This window comes from Rummeliibacillus suwonensis (assembly GCF_007896435.1).
Lineage (GTDB): Bacteria > Bacillota > Bacilli > Bacillales_A > Planococcaceae > Rummeliibacillus > Rummeliibacillus suwonensis.
Genome location: NZ_VCBL01000004.1, coordinates 108,362 through 132,701, shown reverse-complemented (window position 1 = coordinate 132,701; position 24,340 = coordinate 108,362). Strand labels below are relative to the sequence as shown.

Below are 24,340 nucleotides of genomic sequence, written 5' to 3'. Positions count from 1 at the left end.
ACACCTGTTCCCATGCCGAACACAGAAGTTAAGCTCTTGAGCGCCAATGGTAGTTGGGGGCTGTCCCCCTGCGAGAGTAGGACGTTGCTAGGCGTACATAAAGCACAGTTGATTATTCAACTGTGCTTTTTTCTGCTGTGCGCCCGGCATGGATGATTATTTGGTGGTGAAAGTCCACTACAGGCTTGGCAGTAGGAACTGTTAGCGAATGGCAAGGGTGTCCATGGTGACGTGGAATCTGAAGGAAGCCGGACGCAAATTCTCGAACTGACGAACAGAAACTATATAAAAGGCTGAATGGGAAGGGGTAAGTTTGCAACTCAAAACAAAGCCCAATACTGCCCGAGATCCATACAGTAAATAGAGCAGTTACATGAGAAGGTCATCATCCTTACCCGGGGAGGTCTCATGAGGGTTATTGATATAACAATCGAATTAGTGATATTTTGATGAATCATGAGAAGTCAGCAGAGGTCATACTAGTTTTTTAAAAGAAATGAAGGACCGAACAATCTACAGTCTTGTAAAACATGGAAAAGTTGAAAATCCCGCGAAAACACAGAAAATATCATGGTAAAGACCGAAAGATAGCTAGCCATAGAAGGAACAGTTGGAAACGAAGAATATAGGGAAGCGTGTAGGGAAAACAACCATAGAAATGAAAGAACAAGACGGTATCTGGAAGGAGATACTTAAGGGATTGAACCGCCGTATACGGAACCGTACGTACGGTGGTGTGAGAGGTCGGTTAATCAACTAATGGTTAGCCTCCTACTCGATTTTAGCTATGGTTTTAGTCTAATGCTGAGAAGAAAATTTTCCTCTCCTGTTAAGTGGAAAATATAAATAATATTTATACGACTGAAACTTTATCCGACCATTATTTTTTACACAATTTTGTTCTACTCTTGGATGGAATTTGTTATAATTCAAGTAGAACAGATTGGGGTGATTAGATGTTTATTCAAATTCAACCACATTCGGATACTCCTATTTATATACAATTAACGCAACAAATCATTGAAGGTATTGTCAATAAGGATATAGAACCAGGTGAATCTCTACCTTCCGTACGAACACTTGCAGCAGACTTAGGAGTTAATATGCATACGGTTAATAAAAGCTATCATGAATTAGAGAAAAAGGGTTTAATTACAATTATTCCGAAGTCAGGTGCTATCGTAAATGTTCCTCGTAAGATGGGAAACGCTAATGCTGAGCAATTAGACTATATGGAAAAAATGCTGCGGCCTGTTGTAGCAGAAGGTATTGTTCAAGGATTAGGAATGAACGATTTTGAGAAATTGATCAAAAGATTGATGAAAACATTATATTAGGAGGGTATCATGATGGGTTTTTGGATTTCGATCGCCATGTTTGGCTTGATAGGACTTATGCAAATATTTATACCATATATGTTGAAGCGTACCATAATATTTGGTGTCACAATACCTGCTTCATTTATTCATCATCATGTAGTTAAACAGACCAAGAAAATTTATAGTATTGCCATGTTTATCATTTGGTTAATACTGTTGATCAGTTATTCTATATGGGCGTTACACATTAACTATAATGAGGATCTTCAAGTTGTCGTTGGAATTGGTACTATCCTGTTTTTTATCTTGATTAGTCTGCTATTCTATGCTTATTTCCATTACAAACTCCAGAAAGAAAAACGGCAGGAGCAATGGGGAGCAGATTTAACAGAAGTAAAGATAGCAAGCACATCATTGAGTGGTCAAGATGGAATGTTGCCACTTTCTTATTTTATCAGTTTAGTATTTGTTTCATTGATCCTAATTATTTACACATATTATCAATACCCTATACTCCCAGAACAAATTCCGACTCATTGGGGACCAAATGGCAAACCAGATGCCTTTACAGAGAAAAATCGCTTTTCTGTTATCTCTTTGCCGCTTGTTATGCTTGTTATGCAAGCGATGTTCGTTGCAATATCTGAGGGAACAAAGCGTTCAGGGATTAAAATCAGTGCTTTTAATATGCAAAGGTCAGCTTTTAATCAAATCAAAAAAAGAAAGTATACAAGCTGGTTTATGTTTTTAACCGCTTTTCTCATTACGATCTTATTTAGTTTTTTGCAATTGACGACCATTCATCATGATATTATTGGGCAAAATATAATGCTGGCTATGTTTATAACTTTTATAGCAGTGATATTTGTAGGCAGTATTATTTTTACCTTTAAAGTTAGCCGTTTAGAAAAGGAAGGATATTCTTCTAATCTGAAGGAGGGTATTATGGATATAGATGATGATCGTTATTGGAAGGGAGGATTGATGTATTTCAATAAAGAGGATCCCTCCTTGTTTGTAGAAAAAAGATTTGGAATTGGTTGGACCATTAATTTTGCAAGGCCTATGAGCTATGTTATTCTGTTCGGACCACTTCTTCTGATATTGCTTATAGCGTATTTTTCATAATGAATGATATTTTAGATAAATAACATGGGGGCATACGAACACAGTATACAAGTGAAACTTCACTCAGTGGGGAGTTTCTCTATTTTACATTGTGTATGGCATGAACAAATCATCTTTCATAGATAGTTGATTTCTTCGCTTCTCCTCTTGCTTCCTTACGTCCCGAAGTGCTTAACTACCTGTTAATCGGAATAAACATATTAATTAATTGATCAGACGTGTTGATTATCCAATTTAATCCATAAAAATAGGGAGATTCGTTGATTGCAGCGAAGGCTTGCTCGTTTTCCTGCGGGAGTCGAGCAACCCTCCGCTCCAATCTTTATAAATGGTCCTGAAAATACAGGGTTTTTCAAAAATTACACCAAGTAATTCCTGATTTTTGTAAAATCAACACACGTGATAATTGATAAAAAAGAGAGAGTGGCTATAATAGTACATCTCGCTCTTTCGTTATAATAGAGAAAGAATGGGATGAGAGTATTCAAAACTTTAATAATAGATAATAATAAGCATAAGCTTTTTAAGTTTAAAAGAAGGATTTTGAATCCAAAACACGTATTATCATTATGAATGATACATTTTCATGGTAGTTGGCGGTCCTGTTTTGATGATAAGCTTTGGCCTATGATCATCTCCATATTTAAAGAGGATTCTAATAGAAAGTAGTGAAATGATGAAAATATTGAAAGAGAAAAAAAGATGGTTTGCCATCTTACTGATTTGGCTTATTGTTGCTGCAGCACTATCCGGCATTGCACCTCATGCGAAAGAGGTAACATCGCCAAACAAAAACTCAGGTCTTCCTGAAAGAGATGCATCGATTCAAGCTGAAAAGGCTTTAAAAGAATATTTTCCTTCATCTGAAGGTGTTCCATTGTTTGTCGTTGTTCATGATAAGAATGGTTTAAAGGAGCAAGATGTTCAGAAGGCAATGCTGAATATTGAAAAAGCCGTGACAGATGCCGACAAAGATTTTACGGTGGTACCTCTTTCAAAAATGTCAGCGCAGGCACGTGCTTCCTTCTTTTCAAAAGATCATACAACCTTCTTTTTACCGGTTTTATTTCCACAGGGACTGGAAAATAAAATGATCAAAACAACAATGGATGATCTAAAAAAGCAAGTTGCGAAAGAACAACCTTCTAATTTGGAAACATATTTTACCGGTCCCGCCGGCATTGCAGCAGATACGTATGAAATGTTCTCTAAAGCAGATGTGGTGCTGATTTTATGCACAGTTGTATTAATATTTGTTATTTTAATTGTGATTTATCGTTCTCCGTTACTATCGTTTATTCCACTCATTGGTGCAGGTATTACATACGCTGTTGTAGATCGCTTGTTAGGTTTGATGGGAAAAGCGGATTGGTTTGCCATTGATGGGCAGTCTTTATCGATTATGATGATCCTGTTATTTGCGGTCATTACTGACTACTCATTATTATTATTCTCTCGTTTTCGTGAGGAACTTGAGAAGGGGCTACATGTAGATGAAGCCATGAAAAATGCCTTGAATTTTGTAAAGGAACCCATTGTATTTAGTGGGGGTACAGTATTTTTAAGTATGCTTACATTATTTTTGGCTGTATACGAGTCTTATCGTGCTTTTGCACCAATATTTGCTATAGCCGTTGCCTTCATACTTGTTGCAGGTTTAACTTTAATGCCGGCATTATTTGCTATTGCGGGCGAAAAATCATTCTGGCCATTTAACCCACGTAAACGGGCTATAAAACATGCTGACAAAGAAAAATTCTGGCATAAATTTGGCCGTTTTATAACTGAAAAGCCATGGATTGCGATGACGCCTATTATCATTGTTTTAGTGTTGTTTGCGTTGATGATCAGACATGTCAATTATTCATTTAACTTGTTGGATTCATTCCCAAAAGAAATGTCTTCTATTCAAGGATATAATGTTTTAAATGATGCATTTTCTGCAGGAGAAATTGCTCCAAGTACGGTGATTGTAAAAGCGAAGGAAGATTTAACTACTGAGCAAATCACTACATTAGTAGAAAAATTAAATGACCAAAAGAGTGTCAATAAGGCGGAAATTCAAGGAAATCCATATGCTGAAAATCACCAAAATGTCGTGAAGATTAATCTAGTCTTGAATCATAATCCTTATACAGAAAAAGCGTTTGATGATATTGAAAAACTTCGTAAAGATTCACGACAAATTTTAAGTGATAGCCATATTAATGATGCGAAGATGCTAATTGCTGGTGAAACGGCTCAAAACACAGATATTCGTGCAGCCAGTCATGGAGATGAAATTCGTATCATTATTTTGATGACTGTATTAATCGTGATTATGCTGGGTATTCAGACTCGTTCACTATTGGCCCCTGTTTATATGATGGCAACAATTTTATTATCCTATGGAGCAGCTCTTGGGTTTAGTGTATTCTTCTTCCAGGATTTACTTGGTTATTCAGGAATCAGTTATCGTATTCCACTTTATACATTTGTGTTTTTAGTGGCGCTTGGTGTTGACTATTCGATTATGTTGATCTCACGTATTCGTGAAGAACAAGAGCATCTGCCAATAAAGGATGCAGTACGCGAGGGGGTAGGAAAAACAGGTGGTGTGATTTCGTCCGCAGGTTTAATCTTAGCGGCCACATTTGCAGTGTTAATCACGCAACCGGTCATGGAACTTCGTGCTTTTGGTTTTGCTGTTGCAATTGGTATACTTGTGGATACATTCCTCGTACGACCAGTCGTAATTCCAGCGTTAATCGTGATTCTTGGTAAATTTAGCTTTTGGCCCCAAAAAATAAAGCATGGTGCAGAATGATAGTTAAAAGCCTGTATGGAAATTTTTCTTCTACACAGGCTTTTCAAGGAATGTTTAAAAATAAGGACTATTCTCTCACAATAAAATCTTTCACTTCATGTGCATGGAGACCTTTATCGTTTTCAACATGTAACTTCAATTGATATTTTCCTGCATGTGTGAATGTATGTTTCCCTTCATATGTACCCTTTGAGGTTTCCTTCAATGTAATCCAGGTGGGGTGACCTCCATCAAATTGTGGAAGAACTTGATAGCGGACATTTGCGCTAGATAATGCTTTCCCATCGTATTTTAAAGAGACATTAAAAGTCATTTCTTTATCCTTTGTAGCGGTACGTTGATGGTTATAAGTAATTGTTACATCGTGATGGTGTTCATGTTCCTCCGTAGCAGCTTCAGTAGTAGCTTCGTGATTCTTACGCTCAGCATGTTCGGAATTAGTAGAGGAATCTGCTACTGTCATAGCTGTATTTGGCATGATATGTTCGCCGCTTTTAGTAGAAACATGAGCAGTGATTTTATATTTTCCTATATTTTTTACTTCATAAGAAGCCACATAAGAATGATTCTTTAGCCTTGCTGTTATCATTTGGTCAGTATCTGTATCATTATTTTTTATTTCAAACGCAACATCTTTTGCACTGGTAATTGTTTTGCTATTTTGAGTTAAAGTTATTTTAAGTTTAATTTTATCACCGATTTTTGCCTCTTCAGGAGCGATTAAAGTGGCTTTTACAGGCTGTGTTTCTTTTTTAGTGCCATTTGCTGAATGGTCATTGTGATTGTTACAGGCTACAAGAACTGTAGAAGTCGCTAATGCTATTAGCAATACCACGATTTTTTTCATCAAAAAAACTCCCTTCTAATTGCACCATCATTGTAACAAAAAGGAAAAAAGAATTTGCGAAATAAGTGTGAAATCTAGTTGCCTTGCCGATCTTTTTGTAAAAGTATTGGTAGAATCATGCCAGCTAATACAAATAGGATCCCACCTACTTGCAGTATGGTCAGTTTTTCATGCAGTACGATTATAGAGGTGATAATAGCAACTGGTAATTCTGTTGCACTTAAAATAGATGCTAGGCCTCCACCGACTTTAGGAATGGAGATCGTAAATAACAAAATTGGTAATATGATTCCAAAAAATCCGAGAGTCAACCCAAAGTAAAGAAGCTCGGATTCAAATAATTTCCCACTCATAATAATGTCAGGCTTTTGGAAGGTGCAAACAACGAGCATGGCAAAGAAAGACATCATTGTCATTCGACCGATCGTTGTAATGCCACTAACAGGCCTAGAATTGAATTGTATAAAACAAGCAAAGCTAAGTGCTGATGCTAAACCAAATACCCAACCGCGCCAATCAAGGCCAGTCAAATCTACATCTAAGATACCTGTTGCCAAAATGGTACCTGCTACAAGGAAGACAAGCGAAAATAATTCAATACGCGTTGGATGTCTATGATGGATGATGCAATCTAAAAATAAACCTATCCATGTAAATTGAAAGAGCATCACAACAGCTAGTGAGGCAGGTAAATAGTGAACAGCTTGTCCATAGACGATCCCTGTATTTCCTGTCAGTAAACCAGAAAGCATAATTACTAAAAAGTCTTTACCATTTAGCTTAGGTAAAGAACGCTGAGTAATGATCAATAGTATGAAAGCTAATAAAAAGCCTATAAAGTACTGGCTTGTGACCACTTCTTTTGTTTCAAAGCTGTGATTCATAGCTATTTTTATAATTGTTGATAAAATCCCATAAGAACTTGATCCTATAACAATAAGTAATGGGTATATTAAATTTTTGTTCATTCGTTCCACTCCTATGTATAAAAACCCCAAAAAATAATTATACCACGAAAGGCAATTTTGTTAGCTTTAAAGGCAATTTTTACAAAATAATAAGACATTTGTTTTTCAAAAAGGAATTTGTAGGATCTTCATTAAAAAAGGGATTTTACTAGATTGGATTTTTTTGTGGAAAATAAAGAAATCAGGCATAGCGAAGCCATTCTAAACAAAAATTGTTTGGAATGGCGCATAAGGTATAAGATTTTATCCCGCTTTAACGGGCAGTAAAACCCCCATCTCAAGATATAGAGAGACGAGAAAGATAGATGGGGGATGAACTGCCCGTAAAAGTCCGATTGGTTTGGGCCAACAAGATGTTGGTTCCTCAGGTGTTGCCATAGGACGTGGCGCTTTTAACCTGAGTTCTTCTAGCTCAGTGGGGGATGAAGAAAACCCCCACTGATGGAAGCTTCACTTTATTACGAATATTGAGTAATTGAATGTCTGGCTGTTTATTATACTTTTTTTACCATATGATCAAATTCTTCACCTATAATCATCCAAGGTTCTGAATAGATAAAATCCATCTTTTCGTATAAATGACGCGCACGCACTTTTTGTTTTTCAACATTCAAAGAAATTTTTTGGTATCCTTTTTCTTTGGCGATGATATCTGCATGTTTTAATAAGGTAGTGCCGACTCCATGTCCTCGATATTGGGGAGCGGTACAGACGGTATCTATGTAGAATTCATCTGGTCGTGCTTCAACTTCAATGGTTTGCACATCGGCTGCCTTAACTGCTAACCATTTTTCTAAGTTACTATCTAGAGTTGGTGCTTGGTCACCACCATAGATGACCATTATACCAGCGATTCCACTATCGATTTCAGCAATATAAGTATTTTGATAGGAATGTCTGTTATCTGTACGCTTGAAGAGCTCTTCTAGTGAACGAAGAATAGCTTGCGATTCATCTTCACCTGTAAGGCGATTAGCAATTTCATCAATAGCATCGATGATCAAAGGTGCAACAAATGGTGCGTCCGCTAATTGCGCAGGTCTTACAGTTATATCCATTTTTTATCAATCTCCTTCAGAAGCTAGTATAGCAAAGAAAAGAAGGATTTGCTGAGATTAGATATAATGTGCTGAGTTCAGAAAGGTATTCTTCAAATTTTATTTCTTAAAACTTATGCAAATTAAAAAGGTTTGTTAAAAAATTTTTTAAAACATTCAACTATAATGAGGTAAAACTCGCTAAACTTTCTTTGGGTAAGGAATATGCATGTCTTACTTTTTAATCTGATGTCTTTGCTTTTGTTGTATTTTTTATCCGTTTGCATGCTAGAGGTGTTGACCATATCCTAGCATGCTATTTTTTGATGTTGTAGCGTATCTTTTGCTGACTTAATGGCATTCATTAAGAAAAATATGACGAATGAACAAGTATTTCCTGGGGAATTTTCGCTTTTCTTGCGTTTTTGATGAACAAAATTTCGATAGTATTCAACAAATAGTCGAAGTAACTAGTGATGGTGAAACTGGACAAAATCATTGAGTTTTATCATTATTTGCAGCTTTATTTTCATCTCTAGTACATATATACAATGATCCATTTGGTTGGAGCTGTGCATAAAAGACATCTTGTAGATCTTGGATATTTTGTTTCTTTAGCTTTTTCATTAACCATTCATCTGTTAGTTTTAGTTCTTCCATTGTTTTTCGTACAATTTTCCCATCATTTACAACTTCTGTAGGAATATGTGGTGGAATTGAAACATCTGCTTTAACATCCTGTTTAGTAGCAGATTGTTCTGCTGGTTTCATCAAAATACTTAGTTCGCCGTTCGTTTCTAAGATGGCGTAGTGAACATCTTGGATTGAAAAAACTGATTTCTCACGAAGCAGCATTAAAAGATCATCCATATGGAGCTTTGAGGTTTTTAAGGCCTGAACGGATAATTCTCCATTTTTGATAACAATCGTCGGATCTCCATCAATTATTCCGCGTAGTTTTGAAGATTTAAGTGATATGAGGCTGGAGAGTAATGTTAAAATGGACCACCAAATCAGTGAAATCAAACCATCAATAAAGGGTGTCTCATGCTGAGAAGCAATTTCAGCTGCAATGGAACCAATCGTAATACCAGTGATATAATTGAAAAATGTAAGTTGGCTTAATTGTTTTTTTCCGAGTATACGTGCTAAGAAAAGTAATACGATAAAGGAAATGGTTGTTCTCAGCATCATTTCCCAGAAATTTATTTCAAAGAAGTTTTCCATATTTTTTCACTCCTCTTTCTAATCGAGCTTAGTATGAACATTAAAAAAGAGGATATTCTCATATAAAATAATAAATTTTATCGAAATATTGTTATAATGAATACACTAATTTATTCAGAATTATAAAGGAAGTGTAAATTTTAACATGTCAACGACAGTAGCAAGGCCGACTTTAGCGAATCCCATATACCCAATAATGGTGGCAATCGGCATTTGTCATTTATTCAATGATACGTTGCAAGCGGTCATACCTGCAATGTTCCCAGTATTAGAAAAAGAAATAGGTTTAACATTTACACAACTTGGATTTATCACATTTGTATTAAATATGGTTTCTTCTGTATTGCAACCGGTAGTCGGTTTTTTTAGTGACCGCAATCCAAAGCCATATGCCCTGCCATTAGGAATGACATGTACATTTGTTGGTTTAGCGGGAATTTCTGTTGCATCCAATTATTGGTTCATCCTTTTATCTGTTATCTTTTTAGGATTAGGATCGGCTATTTTCCATCCTGAAGGTTCAAAGGTTAGTTTTATGGCTGCTGGATCAAAACGTGGATTGTCCCAGTCTATCTATCAAGTCGGTGGTAATACAGGACAAGCATTAGCTCCTTTAATCAGTGCGTTTGTGCTTGTACCATTTGGTCAAATAGGTGCGGCGTGGTTCTTGATCGTTGCGGCTACTGGCATCTTTCTATTAGCACGTATTTCTAATTGGTATAAAGGACAATTAGAAAAAGAACGATTAACGAAAAAGAAAAAGACATTAATTTCAAATTTACCTACATTAACGAAAAAGCAAGTTGGCGTAGCCATCAGTTTATTAATGGCTGTTATCTTTATTCGTTCATTTTATGTGACGAACATGACGAATTTTTATATTTTTTATCTAATGGATAAATATCATCTAACGATTCAAAAAGGGCAAATCTTTATTTTTATCTTCCTTGCAGTTGGTGCGATTGGGACGTTCTTCGGCGGTCCGATGGCAGATCGAATAGGTAGAAAAAGTGTTATTTTACTATCATTCTTAGTTCCAATGCCATTGGCACTATTGCTACCATATATACCTCTATGGTTGGTTGTGATCTTTCTAGGTATTATTGGATTCTTCATCATGCTAAGTTTCTCTGTAACCGTTATTTATGCACAAGAGTTAGTACCTAGTAAAGTTGGAACAATGGCGGGACTAACAGTAGGGCTTGCATTTGGTATGGGAGCTATTGGTTCCGTAGTCATTGGTATGTTGATGGATAGCTTTGGCGTTTTGGATACCATGATTGTGATCTCAGTGTTACCGCTATTTGCATTTGTCGCATTTTGGCTCCCTAAAGATCATAAAATAATGGCATAGGGAAAAATGATTGATAATGATTTTAAGCTAGATAGGATCGAAGCGGAAGCGATAGTCTCCGCGGAAAAAACAGATTTAGAATGAAAGTCGATCATTTAAAAGGGTACAATTCAGCATCTGAATTGTACTTTTTGCCTTTCAAGCGGTCCTTTTTTTCACGTATGATCGTGAAGGAAGATGCCCATTTCAAAATGCAAGTATGTGATCAATTTGCCTAAGAAAGGCTCAATAGATTCAAGTAGTGGAAAACCGCTTCACTATGTGAGGTTTCATTTTAAATAAAAATGTCACGCGTGTTGATTTTACAAAAATTAGGGGTGTCCGTTTGGCGTAATTTTTGAAAACCCCTGTATTTTTAGGACCATTTATATAGATTGGAGCGGAGGCTTGCTCGAGTCCTCGAAAATGCATGCACATTTCCTTCGTGCGATGTGGATTCAGGAAGTCAATTCAATGTCCCGCGGGAAAAGCGAATAGATGAAGACCCCACAGCGTAGCGATTAAGGAACGGAGTCTAAGAGCGCCACGTCCTGTGGCAACGACTCCGTGACCAACATCCTGTTGCCCCCAGCATTCGCCCCGCAGGAAAGCGAGCAAGTCGGAGCGGAAATCAACGAATTACCCTATTTTTATGGATTAAATTGGATAATCAACATTCCTGTAAAAATATATCTCTTTCATCAAAGTCGAACCCAAGTTAAGTCACAATACTCTAGCATCCATTATTTTTAGTCAATTACGACCTGAATGGCAAGTTTTTATAGAAAAAAGCATAGGATAAGCAGTATGAACAATATGGAAGGTGGAATCCTGTGTATTATCAAAATGTTCATCAACTGCCATATGACTCAACGCGTGTCATAACAGTTACGGGTCGTGGAAATGTAGCAGCTGCTCCCAATTATGCTCAACTGCAGGTAGAGGTAGTGACAAAGGGGCAGGAGGTAAGTAAGGCCACAAAGGAAAATGCAACAACTGCTCATCGAGTGATCCAGTCGATTTTGTCATTAGGTGTGAAGCGAGAGGATATTCAGACAGCCGCTTATACGATTTCACCAAAATATGATTACATTGATGGAAAACAACTTTTTAGAGGATATGAAGTAACAAACGCTATTGAAGTAAAAGTAAGAAATATGAATCAAGTGGGCATCGTAATAGATACGGCAGTAAAAAATGGGGCAAATGGTGTGTCAGGCGTTCAATTTAAAATAGAAAATCCAGACCTTTATTATCAGAGAGCTTTGATACTAGCTTACGAAAATGCGCAAATGAAAGCTAATACTATAGCGGAGACCATGCATTTACATATGCCTCCCCAACCTATTGAAATTGTAGAAGAAAGTATGGTAGAGCCTGCTTTATACAAAACAGCTATGGCGGCTCAGAATGTAACCACGCCAATTGAACAAGGGCTTATTATGATTAATGCTGTGTTAAGAGTGAAATTTCAATATTGATCATTATGCAATAAATTAGTTCTATATTTTTTTCTGAAGATTACACTATTCTATAGGACAGACTGAACAAGGGTGGAGATGACATGGCAAAAAAAATAGGCATAATAACTCTTATGTTATTTGGAGTTTATGCTGTAGGAATGTACTTTTATATTTTCCATAGTGGAAGCGGCGATATTCCAGAAGTATTAAAAGGAACCGTTGCAGATCCGGCGGTGTTTATGAGTCCACATGAGTTATTATTAAGTGAGGATTTTTCAAAAATTAGAAATTTTCTTTTCTTTGTCGCAACACCACTCGAATGGCTGATTTATGCTTTCATTTTACTTTTAGGGATTTCTCGGCTATTTGAAAAAAAGGCCACTTTACGGGCTAAAACAACGCTTTTTCAAACTATCATATATGTATTTTGGCTGTCTTTACTGATGTATATCGTGTTGTGGCCTTTGGAATATTATAAATATTATTTAAGTAAAGACTATGGAATTAGTACACAAACTTTTCCATCCTGGATGAGGGATGGTCTAGTCGACCTTGGCGTTAATTATGTCATGTCGATTGTTGTGATGTCAGTTATTTATGGACTTATGAAAAAAAGTGAGAAGAAGTGGTGGTTCTACACTTGGTTGTTATCAATTCCTTTCTCTATTTTTGTCATGTTTGTACAACCAGTTATTATTGATCCATTATATAATGATTTTTATCCATTACAAAATAAAGAATTAGAAGCAAAAATTCTGGCGTTAGCTGACCAAGCGAAAATTCCTTCAGACCATGTATATGAAGTGAATATGGCTGAAAAGACGAACGCCCTCAATGCTTATGTTACAGGTATCGGCAGCAATTCACGAATAGTGCTTTGGGATACGACATTGAACCGTTTAACAGATAAGGAAATTCTATTTATCATGGCACACGAAATGGGGCATTATGTTGAAAAACATATTTACTTTGGAATGGCTGGCTATATATTATTAACATTCATTGGTTTGTGGTTAACTTCTAAAATCATGCGCTGGATAATCACGCGTTATGGCCAAGTATTAAAAATCAAAAAACTAGGCGATATTGGTTCGATCCCGTTATTCTTACTCATTACCTCGTTTTTACTATTTGCAGCGAGCCCATTAACCAACTATTTTTCAAGGTATCAGGAATCTAGGGCGGATCAGTATGCCATCAAGTTGACAGGAGATCATGCGGCAGCTGTGTCTTCCTTCCAAAAGTTAACGAAGGCAGGATTAAGTGAAGTCAATCCGCCAATACTTGTAAAATGGTTCCGTTATACACATCCTCCGATGCTGGAAAGAATATATAGCGTTTATAAGGATAACCCAAATATAGAACAAGAGAAAAAGGAAGAGAGAAAGAAAGGAAAATAAGGCAAGCTGTTCATGAGTTCTTGATGCAACTCATGAGCAGTTTTTTTATGCCATTTTGCCTTGCGCATTTAGGAGTTTCTGTTTAGTAAGCAAAGCCAGCAGTAATTTGTGCTTATGCCCAAGTTTATAGTATGTTGTTATTGAAATTTGTATAAATGCCCCCAACAGGATAGTATGCCATTTTCTTTGTAACAATTTTATGACGATAATCAAAATAATAACGAAGAAATTATAAGCTTTATAGGGCATTTAAATATAAACTAGAAGAGAATAATGTATAATTTAAATAGATAGTTCAAGTATTTTTTATTTTCTTTATTAATAGACAGTCAGGATTCCTACTTCAAGACCAAACAGAAAGCAGGAGGATAAGTGGGTGGAAAAGCCCAGTCCAATCGTTTCAACTCATATACAATGAGGAAGAAAATTCTCATTGTCTGGAGATTCACTTTATCTTCACAAAAATTTCTTCACTCTTTTTGGGGTCGTTATGTTAGTCGTCATATTTTCAAATAGTTTAAAGGGATTACAAGCGTTTAGGGGAATGAACAAACGTCTTTAGGATTGCTGAAAATATTTCACACGGTTACGCAAAAGTATGCCTATCCCCATATCAGAAAGCGTTTCCACGTTAGCTATGCTTTATCCCGCTTTAACGGGCAGTAAGACCCCCATCTCAAGATATAGAGAGAAACGAGAAAGATAGATGGGGGATGAACTGCCCGTAAAAGTCCGATTGGTTCAGCTAACCATCCGTGGGGGATGAAGAAAACCCCCACGGATGGAGTTTTACTTTATTTTGATATTTGGTTGGTACATTTAACATGTGTACATAATGGATTCCACAGTAATATAGACCGTAGTTTATACGTTCTTTTCTTTGTAGCCAAAATATCAAATGATAAAATAATGATTAGAAAGAAGCTGGAAGGGGAAATTATAGATGAGGCTAGCTATTTTCGGAGCAACGGGAAGAGTTGGCGGGGAAATTGTTCGGCTGGCATTACAAGACGGGTATGATGTAAAAGCACTTGTTCGTATCCCAACAAAATTATATGAAAATGAGCATTTAACCATTATAAAGGGAAATGTTTTGCATAACAATGATGTTGAAAAAACAATTGATGATGCCGATATGGTGATTAGTACACTTGGTGTTTGTCACACAACTACCTTATCAGAAGGTATGCCGCATATTATTTCGTCTATGAAGAAACATCATATAAAAAGAATCGTCACTATAGGCACGGCAGGAATTTTAAATAGCCGCAGAGAACCGGGAAAATTTCGGTTTCAAACAAATGAATCAAGGCAAAAAAAGACATTTGCTGCAGAAGAGCATGCGAAAGCATTTCAAATGTTAAAGGAATCGGATTTAGAATGGACGATTATATGTCCAACCTATTTACCGGATGGGGAAGCAACAGGAATATACAGAATAGAAAAAAATCAACTACCTTTAAACGGAGAAAAAATTACTGTAGGTGATACTGCCAAATTTGCTTATGAGGAATGTTTCAAGAAACAATTTTTACAAATAAGAGTAGGGCTTGCATATTAATGGACTAAAGCAGATGGGGAATGAGGGAAACACATGAAAAAAAGTCATAAAGCTGCAATGATCGCATTGTCTTTAGGCTTTGCGTTAGTTGGATATACAAAAAACAAAGATGCCAAACAAACGTTATTGAATGCTGTTCATCAACAGGATTTACATGCAGTAAAAAAATTGATTCGATTAGGTGAAAATTTAGATCAGCATAATGATAGGGGCCGTACGCCTCTTATGATTGCCACGTATAATAATGATATAGAAATTGCCAAAGTGCTAATCTCTAATGGTGCCGATGTCAATATTCCTGATGATATGCAAAATACACCTTTTCTATATGCAGCAGCAGAAGGTTATTGGGACATTCTAAAATTAACGACTAAGGCTGGTGCTGATCCAAACATCACGAATCGCTATGGTAATACAGCATTGATATCAGCTGCTGAACATGGCAATGTTGAAGCCTTACGTTGGTTATTAAATGAAACCAAAGTAGATGTCAATCATATCAACAATTTGGGATGGACAGCATTATTGGAAGCGATCATTTTAGGCGATGGTAGTAAAAACTATCAACAATGTGTCCAATTATTATTGCAACATAAAGCTAATCCAAATATTGCTGATAAGGACGACGTTACACCGATCGAACATGCAGAAAAGTTAGGCTATAAAGAAATCGAGTATTTATTGAAAAAGTATGGTTATTAGCACTGTCTAAAAAATTTTCTTCTACAATAATCTTTTAACTCATTAGTAAGAAAAGAATTTGCTTATCTCTACTTTTTAGAATGGAATTGAAGCATGAAAAACCATGAAGATGGAATTTTATGGTGGTTTGCCCATAAAAGGAGGACATCTGTGTCTTTTTTCTGCCGTAAGCTCATTGCTTCAAAAAGAATAAGTGACGGCCTGTGAAAGTCTAATTGGCGCAAAACATCCAGTGCGGATGAAGAAGAGCCTCATGGGGTGGAATCTACTTAGATTAGAACGAATTTTCTGGAATTTTATGTAGCTTTGTATTGTGCTATATATAGCATGACCAACAAAATAGTTGAAAAACTGTGAAATTTGCTTGTTTTTTAGTATAAAAATAAAAAATTCTCTAGTTTCATGTAATAATTATTGATAGAATAGGCATAACGATTTTAATCGTCATAACATTCAATTTGGTCTGTAACTTTTATCCCGCCTTAACGGCAGTAATACTCCCGCCTCAAAATTCAGCGAAAGTAAAGAAGGTAGGGGGAGATCAACTGCCGCATGCGCCCGATTGGTTCGGGCCAACAAGATGTTGGTCACTCAGGTGTTGCCGCAGGACATGGTGCTTTTAATCTGAGTTCCTCTAGCTCAGTGGGGATGAAGAAAACCCCCACTGATTAAAGTTTCACTTTATAAAGGGGGCCCCTAAAAAGGTTATGAAGAATTATGAGAATTGGCCTTTATCTTCGGTATCATTCGATAACTATGATATTGAAAATGACAAAACAAATTCACATAGTAAATTTTTTGAGATAATAGGGAAATTAAAAGAACAATATAAAATAGATATTGAAAAGAGAATACCTCAACATTTTTCTGCAAATAAGTGGATGAAGGTACAAGCGCTAACAAAGAAAGAAATTGAATCAAATGGTTTACCAAAAGAAATATTTTGGAAGATGGTTGAATTTAATGTTAGTGCGAGAGGTGGTGTGTCCTTTGAAAGGATAGCTGCCATTAGTGAGCATATTAACTATTTGGCATCTGAATATATTACGTATAAGGCGCGGATTGATCGCGATTTTGAGGGGAAAGAAAAAATTGTGCAACTTGAAAAATTGCATAATATTTTAGGACGCGGATTTGCTCGACTTTCTAATGCTTATGTAGATACAGTTGGCACATTCTTTGAGCTGAACGAGATTGCTGGAGAAAAAGAACTGATACGCCAATCGATTAAAGGCTTATATGAACGTAAAATACAGCAATATGAACAATTTATCAGTATTAATCCAGACTATGCCAATATTAAAGGTACAAAAGATGAATGGCTCGAACGGGATTCGTATTTTATGGGAGATATTCTACGGTTAGCTGTTTCAAAGATTTATACACAATGTATTTATGTGCCGGAAGGTTTATATACGCCACTTGATCTAGCGGCAGCAGGAGCTTTTTATCAATCTGCCCATAAATGGCTCATTTATCAAAAATCAACGGCTATTAGTGAAGAACAGTTAGGAATCGAATTAGGTTATTTAGGTATGAAATTAGAAGTTTTATCACGTAAAGATGGTTTGTCTCCAAATCTAAAAGAGAAACTGTTGAAAGTTTATCAATCTTTTACTACTTATAAAATAGAAGATATTAATAAGCGCCAGGAAGAAGCCAAACATTATCCTTATACGCGTCAAAATAAGAAGTATGCAAAATTGGATGGAGCGGTTGTCCTAGATTGGGCGAGTAAAATGCGCAGTCAAACTCGAAAAGAAAACATCGAGGCCATTTTCCTAGAAGTGATACCTGCCGCATTTGCTGCTTTTCAGAAAAAAGTAGAAATAGGAAGTCCACTTGAACGTTATCAAAAACAAAATGATTGGAATGAGTTCTACGAAGATGCAGAATCCATCACTTATCCCGCAGGCAAGCCAGATGTCTTTCATTTTAATACGATGATAGAGGATTGGAACCTGTTTATTGAAAAGATAATAGCTCAGCCATCTATGATTTTTACAGCAAAAATAGTTGAATAGCTTATATTAGAAAGATTTTTCAAATTGAAACTGTGAGTACATGTAGTGTGTATTCACGGTTTTTATTTTATATAACAGAAAAAATAATGTGTATATGAACGATTTCTCTACTCATACAGATTGTAATTATGCAAAATTTTCAAATAGATGAGATGCTACTAAGCAGATATATATTACTTAAAAATGCAAATGACTTTAGGAAGACTGTCCAATTAGTATCAACTGCGATGTTCTAAATCTATTAGGGGACAATCTTCCTTTAGAGTCTTTATCGTACTGTCCATAATTTTAAACAAAATTGCAATAAAAAAATATCATCAGGATCATTTAAAGAACGATTTGTTAGAGATTCAATTTTACGCAAACGATATAATAATGATTGGCGATGCAGTGAAAGTGCCCTTGCTGTTTGGCTTACATTCCCTTGATGATAGATATAGGAAGAGAGTGTATGTAACAGGTCAAGTCCATTGTTACGGTCATACGTTATAATTGCACCAATTGTTGAATGCATGAGTTCTGTTGCAAACGTGTTATTAGAAAGGGAGATTAATAATTGGTAAATACCTGTACTTGCAAAAGTACTTCTTGATCCAACTCCTTTATGACTTCGACCAATTTCTAAAGCCGTTCTCGCATTTTTATAGCTTAAATGAAATGTTAATTTGCCTGCATGATTTTCACCAATTCCCCAGGAGATAGCAGGTATTTTCTTTTGTTCTACTTTTGCATCAATCATATCTAATAGATGGTTTGCATTACGACTGGATTCTATAGTATTACATTCTAAAAATATAACAATACTATCTCTTTGAAATGTATAAATAATCTGTCTATTCAGTTTTTTGGAAGAAGATTCAATTAATTCGGAAAATGATTGTCTGAAAATTTTAGGAAAATGATTATCAATATTTTCTCGATGAATACTGTAAAATTCTTCGGGTTTTTCAGGATGTCCAACAATGCAAACGTAAGAAAGGTTCATATTATATCCTAACTGCTCTCCTCTATGGATAAAATCTTCTTTATCACCCCAGTTCCCATTCAATAGACATTTAAGAAATTCCTTCAGCTCTTTTTGCTTATTATTTAACAAGGTAAGCTCTTTTTGAATCCATAAAGTTAGGATTGTAGAGGACTGATTTAATACGAGCCAAGGGATAGGGGGAGTATTTAGTTTTTTTGATTTAATCAAAACAAAACAATGATTTTTATTTGAAAGATGGATAGGAACTACTTGCATAAAATGACCATCATGAAAACGTATGATGGAGGGTTCCTCTTTATCTAAAGAAATACTTTTTCCATGATCATGTAAGTCTTGAAAAACTTCATCATAGGTCAATTCAACATCCATTTGGAATTCTTTCATTAAATAATGTACGGCCTTTTCAAAAGATTGATGTTCTAAGTATAGTCTGAGAAGTTCTCTTTGAATATTATCTGCTTGTATTATAGAAGTTTGTTCCCAGTGGTTAATTTGTTCTAATATCGTTTTGGTGATATCAGAGAAACGTATTTCCCAAGGGAGTTCAATGATTGGAAAGTTTTTTTTATTACAAAACTCAATAATATCTTTTGGAATAGATTGAACATGTCTACCAATTGCTACACCCATTGCAGCTGCGCCAGAAGTATATATATCTTTAACATAATTAAGAAACAAATCTGGACTACCATCACAACCAATAGCGGTTGTTAAAACAAACTCATTTTTTCTTACAAAATCTTCAACAGGAATTTCCATTACTGAAACAGATTCAACGAGTTGGGAAGAAACGATTTTGTTTGCTGATAATAATTTGGCAGAAGAAAATAGTTTATTTGATAAGACATCCTTTAGAGTATATTGCATGAAAAATCCCCCCATCTGAGAGCGTAGTAAATCACTATAAATAAGATTGAACAGCTTGGGCATGTGCAGAAAGATCTACATTGCAACCACTAATAATAATGACCATTTTTGAGTGCTTTTTTATGGGGATTAATCCATCTATCACTGCCCCTACTCCAATAGCAGCAGCCCCTTCAACGACGATATGGTGTTCTTTATAAAGATAGGCCATTCCTTTTTTAATCGTTTCTTCCGGTACTAAAATCGAATGATCGACAAATTGTTGAACCATTTTAAAAGTATAAATATTTTGCTCACCGATGCCGCCTAACAAACTATCCGCTAATGTAGCTGATTCTTTCACTGAAATGGGTGTTCCTGCTTTTAAACTTTCATACATAGCGGCTCCTTTTTCCATTGAAACACCTATCACTTCTATAGATGGATTTGTTGTTTTCATCACTAATCCAACACCAGAAAGTAATCCTCCGCCCGATAGACCGCCGATTACATTAGTAACAGTGGGTAATTCTTCTAATATTTCAAGGGCCATTGTACCTTGACCAGCGATGATATGTGGATGATCGAATGGAGGAATAATCATGAGTCCCTGTTCTTTTGCCAGTTGATAGCAGTGTTGTTCGGCATCGTCCTGACTGTCTCCAAAAATTTCTAACTGCCCGCCTAAACTTTGGATTTTATCTATTTTTGCCTGTGGTATATGTGTAGAAACACAGATGACGGAACGTATTCCTAATTTTTTTGCTGCTAACGCTACTGCAAAACCATGATTTCCAGTGGAGAATGTAGTGACACCGCGACTTTTTGCTTCGCTAGATAAGTGATGGATTGCATTCACCGCTCCTCGCATTTTAAAAGCTCCACTTTCATGCAAATGTTCATATTTAAGATAGATTTCTGCATCAAAAATGTTAGAAAGAGGCGCAGAAAAAATTAGAGGTGTTTTTTTAACAATCGGTGAAATAGTTGATCTTGCCTCCCAAACATCTTGCAGTGTAAGAGATTTTCTTTCAATTAGTGAATTTTTTGAAATGTCAATCATATATAGATATCTCCTCTCAACTTGAATTTATGTCACATATTCTAACATATAAATCAATTTAAATATTAAAAGAATGAGATTTTTTATTAAAAAAAATAAAAAATAACTAAAATTTTCATACATATTGACAGATTGTGTGAAACAAACATAAAAAATATAATTATATGTAATAAATCATCACATGAAAAGATGATTTAATATATCAAAGGAGGTTTGAGAATGACAATTTTTGAAGAAGTAGAGTACAAAAAAAGATTAAGCAAAACAAAAGAAAAAATGGCTGAGAAAGGAATCAATATCCTATTAGTAACAAATCCAGCTAATATGAATTATTTAACAGGCTATGATGGCTGGTCATTTTATGTTCATCAATGTCTCATTGTACTCTTGGATGAAGAAGAGCCTTTCTGGATTGGTAGAGGTCAAGACGCGAATGGCGCAAAAGTTACCACATGGTTAAGTGAAAATAACATTATTCCTTATCCAGATCATTATGTACAATCAATAGAACGTCATCCTATGGATTTTGTTTGTAACTTTTTAAAAGAAATAGGTCAAACGAATGGTACGGTCGGTTTAGAAATGGATACGTATTATTTTACTGCAAAATGCTATACCCAATTAAAATTGGGGCTCCCTCAAGTATCTTTCATAGATACGACCACCCTTGTCAATGATGTACGAATTATTAAATCAGATAAAGAAATCGAATATATGAGAAAAGCAGCAAGAATCGTTGAAAATGCAATGCAAACAGGAATTGATGCTATTGAAGAAGGCGTTCGAGAATGTGATGTCGTCGCAAAAATTATGCATGCACAAATTAGCGGTACTGTTGAATTCGGAGGAGACTATCCTGCCATTATGCCACTTTTACCAGCTGGTGAAAGAACATCTGCTCCACATATTACGTGGTCAGATGAACCATACAAATCAAATATTCCTGTTATTTTAGAGCTTGCGGGTAGCTATCATCATTACCATTCTCCATTATCAAGAACGGTATTTATCGGCGAACCAGATCCAAAAGTGAAATATTTAACAGAAGCGGTTATAGAGGGGCTAAATACGACTCTTGATTTTATAAAACCAGGCGTGACTTGTGAAGAGGTAGAGGAGGTATGGAGAAAAACGATTGCAAAGAGTGGATTTGAAAAACCGTCGCGTATTGGTTATTCAATGGGCTTAAATTATCCACCTGATTGGGGTGAACATACTGCAAGTTTGCGACCAGGAGATAAAACGGTGTTACAACCAAATATGGCATTCCACTGTATTCCAGGCATTTGGCTTGATCATTATGGAGCAGAATTAAGTGAGTCATTCCGTGTCACAGAAAAAGGTATTGAAGTATTTGCAAATTTCCCACGTAAACTCTTTGTTAAAAATTCAACAAAAATCTACTAATAGGAGCCATACCTATGAAAATATTTGAAGAACAAGAGATACGTCAGTTTATTCATGTGAATGAGCAAGCGATTAAAGTGGTTGAAGAAGGATTTTCCGCGTTAGCGAAAGGGATTGTCACATTGCCTCCTATTATGAGAATTGATATTCCTGAAAATAATGGGGAAATTGATGTGAAAACGGCATATATCAAGGGACTTGACTCTTTTGCGATTAAAATTTCCTCAGGTTTCTTTAATAACGCTTCACTAGGGTTGCCAAGTTTAAGTGGAATGATGTTGCTGTTGAGTTCCCAAACAGGCCTAGCCAAATCCATATTACTTGATAACGGTTATTTAACAGATGTTCGAACAGCTATCGCAGGTGCAATAGCTTCTAAATATCTTGCGAAAAAGCAAGTGGAACAAGTAGGGATCATTGGTACAGGTACACAGGCGAGATATCAACTAGAAGCACTGTCATTAGTAAGAGAGTTTTCAACGGTCATCATATTTGGTCGTAATGATTTATCCGCTCGAAGATATGCAAAAGAGATGGAAACACAACTAGGGAAGCCTGTGATAATTGCCGAGTCAATCGAAGAGGTTGTCAAAACGAGCGATATTGTTGTAACGACAACTCCTTCTACTCAGCCTTTGATTAAAGCAGAGTGGTTGCACCCAGGGCTCCATATTACAGCAATGGGTTCAGACGCGGAACATAAACAAGAACTGGATGCAAATATTTTTGAGCAAACGGATGTAATTGTTTGCGATGTAAAAACACAATGTTTTCGATTAGGTGAGCTTCATCATGCGAAATCTAAAGAAATCATTACTGATGATTCACCCATTATAGAACTAGGTGATCTCACAGCAGGTTTTAAAAAAGGAAGAGAAAATCAAAAGCAAATTACGGTATGTGATTTAACAGGTACAGGTGTTCAGGATACTGTGATTGCAAGATTCGCCTTTGAACAATTAACAAATAAGGATAAATAACAGTGTAATGGAGGTATTTAAAATGGAAGAAAAAAAAGCGAGTATTGGAACAAAAGCGGTTTGGGCAGGTGAAAAAGATGTTCTTGTCCATAGGGCAACGCAAGTTCCGGTAATTGTAAGTGTTGCTTATAACTATGATGATATGGATGAATGGTATGATGTTTCAGTTGGCAAGAAACAAGGACATATCTATGGAAGAAATACGAATCCTACCGTGCAAGCATTTGAAGATAAAGTGAAGATTTTAGAAGGTGCAGAAGCTGCGACAAGTTTTTCAACAGGAATGGCAGCGATTAGTAATACACTATATACGTTTTTAAAACCAGGTGATCGTATTGTTTCTATCAAGGACACATATGGCGGTACAAATAAAATCTTTACGGAGTTTTTACCAAAATTAAACATTGATGTTGCACTATGCGAAACGGGAAATCATGAGGCGATTGAAAAAGAGCTTGAAAAAGGCTGCAAAATTTTGTATTTGGAAACACCTACAAATCCAACAGTGAAAATTACAGATATCGAAAGGATGTCCCAAAAGGGGAAAGACGCTGGGGCAATTGTTGTAGTAGATAATACATTTGCTACACCAATTAATCAAAACCCATTGAAACTGGGAGCGGATCTTGTGTTACACAGCGCAACAAAATTTTTAGGTGGGCATGCGGATGCTTTAGGCGGTGTGGTTTGTGGGTCAAAAGAATTGATTGAGCAAATCTATCATTATCGTGAAATCAATGGTGCAACATTAGATCCATGGGCAGCATATCTCCTTTTACGAGGCATGAAAACATTAAAATTGCGTGTAGAACAACAAGCGAAAAACGCTATGGCAATTGCTAAATTCTTACTAGATGAGGATCTTGTAGAGGAAGTGTACTATCCAGGTCTTAAAACACATCTTCATTATGATATTGCCAAAAAACAAATGAAAGGTTTTGGCGGAATGCTTAGCTTCTCATTAAAGGGTGGAATGGATGCAGTAAAAATTTTATTACCTGCCTTAAAATATGCAAATCGTGCAGCAAACCTAGGAGCGGTTGAAACAACCTATGGACCTGCAAGAACAACCAGTCACGTTGAATGTACACCTGAAGAAAGGGCAGCAATGGGGATTCCAGATGGATTAGTCCGAATTTCAGCGGGGATCGAGGATACGGAAGATTTAATTCAAGACCTTACACAAGCATTTGAAGTATTAAAGGAACAAACCGTTCCAGTTGGAAAGTAAGAAGGTGAAC

18 protein-coding genes and 1 rRNA gene are annotated in these 24,340 nt (G+C 36.1%); 13 read left to right on the top strand and 6 right to left on the bottom strand.

Features of this window, described 5'->3' with window-relative positions; all coding sequences use genetic code 11:
* From rrf to FEU33_RS17110, 4 genes are all read left to right on the top strand, one after another.
* Nucleotides 1-93 (top strand): 5S ribosomal RNA (gene rrf, locus FEU33_RS17125); the annotation flags it as partial.
* Between the two features lie 863 nt (nucleotides 94-956).
* The gene (locus tag FEU33_RS17120) at nucleotides 957-1,337 is read left to right on the top strand and encodes a GntR family transcriptional regulator (protein ID WP_146550698.1); all 381 of its coding nucleotides are present in this window, start codon (nucleotides 957-959) and stop codon (nucleotides 1,335-1,337) included.
* Between the two features lie 12 nt (nucleotides 1,338-1,349).
* Nucleotides 1,350-2,447, top strand: coding sequence for a DUF1648 domain-containing protein (locus FEU33_RS17115; RefSeq protein ID WP_186731471.1), 1,098 nt, complete (start codon nucleotides 1,350-1,352; stop codon nucleotides 2,445-2,447).
* Nucleotides 2,448-3,120: 673 nt separating this feature from the next.
* Nucleotides 3,121-5,253 carry an MMPL family transporter gene (locus FEU33_RS17110; RefSeq protein WP_146550696.1) on the top strand — a complete coding sequence of 711 codons (2,133 nt, stop codon included), beginning with the start codon at nucleotides 3,121-3,123 and terminating at the stop codon, nucleotides 5,251-5,253.
* 67 nt (nucleotides 5,254-5,320) lie between these two features.
* Here the strand turns inward: FEU33_RS17110 and FEU33_RS17105 are convergent, their stop codons facing one another.
* The 4 genes from FEU33_RS17105 to FEU33_RS17090 form a co-directional block, all read right to left on the bottom strand.
* Complete coding sequence (locus tag FEU33_RS17105; RefSeq protein ID WP_146550695.1) at nucleotides 5,321-6,100, bottom strand: FixH family protein; 780 nt, start codon at nucleotides 6,098-6,100, stop codon at nucleotides 5,321-5,323.
* Between the two features lie 74 nt (nucleotides 6,101-6,174).
* A complete protein-coding gene (locus FEU33_RS17100; RefSeq protein ID WP_146550694.1) occupies nucleotides 6,175-7,068 on the bottom strand; it encodes an EamA family transporter in 894 nt (297 codons plus the stop codon).
* Nucleotides 7,069-7,562: 494 nt separating this feature from the next.
* The gene (locus tag FEU33_RS17095) at nucleotides 7,563-8,126 is read right to left on the bottom strand and encodes a GNAT family N-acetyltransferase (protein WP_146550693.1); all 564 of its coding nucleotides are present in this window, start codon (nucleotides 8,124-8,126) and stop codon (nucleotides 7,563-7,565) included.
* Between the two features lie 474 nt (nucleotides 8,127-8,600).
* Entirely contained in the window at nucleotides 8,601-9,332 is a 732-nt protein-coding gene (locus FEU33_RS17090; protein ID WP_146550692.1) for a YetF domain-containing protein, read from the bottom strand.
* 145 nt (nucleotides 9,333-9,477) lie between these two features.
* Between FEU33_RS17090 and FEU33_RS17085 the strand changes: the two genes are divergently transcribed.
* The 6 genes from FEU33_RS17085 (at nucleotide 9,478) to FEU33_RS17060 (ending at nucleotide 17,815) form a co-directional block, all read left to right on the top strand.
* On the top strand, nucleotides 9,478-10,686 hold the full coding sequence (locus tag FEU33_RS17085) for an MFS transporter (protein WP_146550691.1): 1,209 nt from the start codon (nucleotides 9,478-9,480) through the stop codon (nucleotides 10,684-10,686).
* An 812-nt stretch (nucleotides 10,687-11,498) separates the two neighbouring features.
* A complete protein-coding gene (locus FEU33_RS17080) occupies nucleotides 11,499-12,146 on the top strand; it encodes an SIMPL domain-containing protein (protein WP_146550690.1) in 648 nt (215 codons plus the stop codon).
* Between the two features lie 83 nt (nucleotides 12,147-12,229).
* The gene (locus FEU33_RS17075) at nucleotides 12,230-13,528 is read left to right on the top strand and encodes a M48 family metallopeptidase (protein ID WP_146550689.1); all 1,299 of its coding nucleotides are present in this window, start codon (nucleotides 12,230-12,232) and stop codon (nucleotides 13,526-13,528) included.
* Between the two features lie 943 nt (nucleotides 13,529-14,471).
* The gene (locus tag FEU33_RS17070; protein ID WP_146550688.1) at nucleotides 14,472-15,089 is read left to right on the top strand and encodes an NAD(P)-dependent oxidoreductase; all 618 of its coding nucleotides are present in this window, start codon (nucleotides 14,472-14,474) and stop codon (nucleotides 15,087-15,089) included.
* Nucleotides 15,090-15,122: 33 nt separating this feature from the next.
* Complete coding sequence (locus FEU33_RS17065) at nucleotides 15,123-15,791, top strand: ankyrin repeat domain-containing protein (RefSeq protein WP_146550687.1); 669 nt, start codon at nucleotides 15,123-15,125, stop codon at nucleotides 15,789-15,791.
* 707 nt (nucleotides 15,792-16,498) lie between these two features.
* A complete protein-coding gene (locus tag FEU33_RS17060) occupies nucleotides 16,499-17,815 on the top strand; it encodes a hypothetical protein (RefSeq protein WP_146550686.1) in 1,317 nt (438 codons plus the stop codon).
* Between the two features lie 268 nt (nucleotides 17,816-18,083).
* Here the strand turns inward: FEU33_RS17060 and FEU33_RS17055 are convergent, their stop codons facing one another.
* Both FEU33_RS17055 and eutB read right to left on the bottom strand, forming a co-directional pair.
* Complete coding sequence (locus FEU33_RS17055; protein WP_186731470.1) at nucleotides 18,084-19,670, bottom strand: PucR family transcriptional regulator; 1,587 nt, start codon at nucleotides 19,668-19,670, stop codon at nucleotides 18,084-18,086.
* Between the two features lie 34 nt (nucleotides 19,671-19,704).
* The gene (gene eutB / locus FEU33_RS17050) at nucleotides 19,705-20,712 is read right to left on the bottom strand and encodes a hydroxyectoine utilization dehydratase EutB (RefSeq protein WP_146550684.1); all 1,008 of its coding nucleotides are present in this window, start codon (nucleotides 20,710-20,712) and stop codon (nucleotides 19,705-19,707) included.
* A 219-nt stretch (nucleotides 20,713-20,931) separates the two neighbouring features.
* On the opposite strand from eutB, the gene FEU33_RS17045 reads away from it, so the two are divergent.
* The 3 genes from FEU33_RS17045 to FEU33_RS17035 are packed head-to-tail and all read left to right on the top strand — an operon-like array spanning nucleotide 20,932 to nucleotide 24,330.
* On the top strand, nucleotides 20,932-22,119 hold the full coding sequence (locus tag FEU33_RS17045) for a M24 family metallopeptidase (RefSeq protein WP_146550683.1): 1,188 nt from the start codon (nucleotides 20,932-20,934) through the stop codon (nucleotides 22,117-22,119).
* A gap of 14 nt (nucleotides 22,120-22,133) precedes the next feature.
* Nucleotides 22,134-23,099: a cyclodeaminase gene (locus FEU33_RS17040; protein WP_146550682.1), complete on the top strand. Its 966-nt coding sequence runs from the start codon at nucleotides 22,134-22,136 to the stop codon at nucleotides 23,097-23,099.
* Between the two features lie 22 nt (nucleotides 23,100-23,121).
* Complete coding sequence (locus FEU33_RS17035) at nucleotides 23,122-24,330, top strand: cystathionine gamma-synthase family protein (RefSeq protein ID WP_146550681.1); 1,209 nt, start codon at nucleotides 23,122-23,124, stop codon at nucleotides 24,328-24,330.
* Nucleotides 24,331-24,340 lie beyond the last annotated feature (10 nt).

Excerpts from the sequence above, each read along its gene's own strand:
- FEU33_RS17120 (WP_146550698.1), top strand. The coding sequence starts at position 957 with ATGTTTATTCAAATTCAACCACATTCGGATACTCCTATTTATATACAA.
- FEU33_RS17115 (WP_186731471.1), top strand. The coding sequence starts at position 1,350 with ATGGGTTTTTGGATTTCGATCGCCATGTTTGGCTTGATAGGACTTATG.
- FEU33_RS17110 (WP_146550696.1), top strand. The coding sequence starts at position 3,121 with ATGATGAAAATATTGAAAGAGAAAAAAAGATGGTTTGCCATCTTACTG.
- FEU33_RS17105 (WP_146550695.1), bottom strand. The coding sequence starts at position 6,100 with ATGAAAAAAATCGTGGTATTGCTAATAGCATTAGCGACTTCTACAGTT.
- FEU33_RS17100 (WP_146550694.1), bottom strand. The coding sequence starts at position 7,068 with ATGAACAAAAATTTAATATACCCATTACTTATTGTTATAGGATCAAGT.
- FEU33_RS17095 (WP_146550693.1), bottom strand. The coding sequence starts at position 8,126 with ATGGATATAACTGTAAGACCTGCGCAATTAGCGGACGCACCATTTGTT.
- FEU33_RS17090 (WP_146550692.1), bottom strand. The coding sequence starts at position 9,332 with ATGGAAAACTTCTTTGAAATAAATTTCTGGGAAATGATGCTGAGAACA.
- FEU33_RS17085 (WP_146550691.1), top strand. The coding sequence starts at position 9,478 with ATGTCAACGACAGTAGCAAGGCCGACTTTAGCGAATCCCATATACCCA.
- FEU33_RS17075 (WP_146550689.1), top strand. The coding sequence starts at position 12,230 with ATGGCAAAAAAAATAGGCATAATAACTCTTATGTTATTTGGAGTTTAT.
- FEU33_RS17070 (WP_146550688.1), top strand. The coding sequence starts at position 14,472 with ATGAGGCTAGCTATTTTCGGAGCAACGGGAAGAGTTGGCGGGGAAATT.
- FEU33_RS17065 (WP_146550687.1), top strand. The coding sequence starts at position 15,123 with ATGAAAAAAAGTCATAAAGCTGCAATGATCGCATTGTCTTTAGGCTTT.
- FEU33_RS17060 (WP_146550686.1), top strand. The coding sequence starts at position 16,499 with ATGAAGAATTATGAGAATTGGCCTTTATCTTCGGTATCATTCGATAAC.
- FEU33_RS17055 (WP_186731470.1), bottom strand. The coding sequence starts at position 19,670 with ATGCAATATACTCTAAAGGATGTCTTATCAAATAAACTATTTTCTTCT.
- eutB (WP_146550684.1), bottom strand. The coding sequence starts at position 20,712 with ATGATTGACATTTCAAAAAATTCACTAATTGAAAGAAAATCTCTTACA.
- FEU33_RS17045 (WP_146550683.1), top strand. The coding sequence starts at position 20,932 with ATGACAATTTTTGAAGAAGTAGAGTACAAAAAAAGATTAAGCAAAACA.
- FEU33_RS17040 (WP_146550682.1), top strand. The coding sequence starts at position 22,134 with ATGAAAATATTTGAAGAACAAGAGATACGTCAGTTTATTCATGTGAAT.
- FEU33_RS17035 (WP_146550681.1), top strand. The coding sequence starts at position 23,122 with ATGGAAGAAAAAAAAGCGAGTATTGGAACAAAAGCGGTTTGGGCAGGT.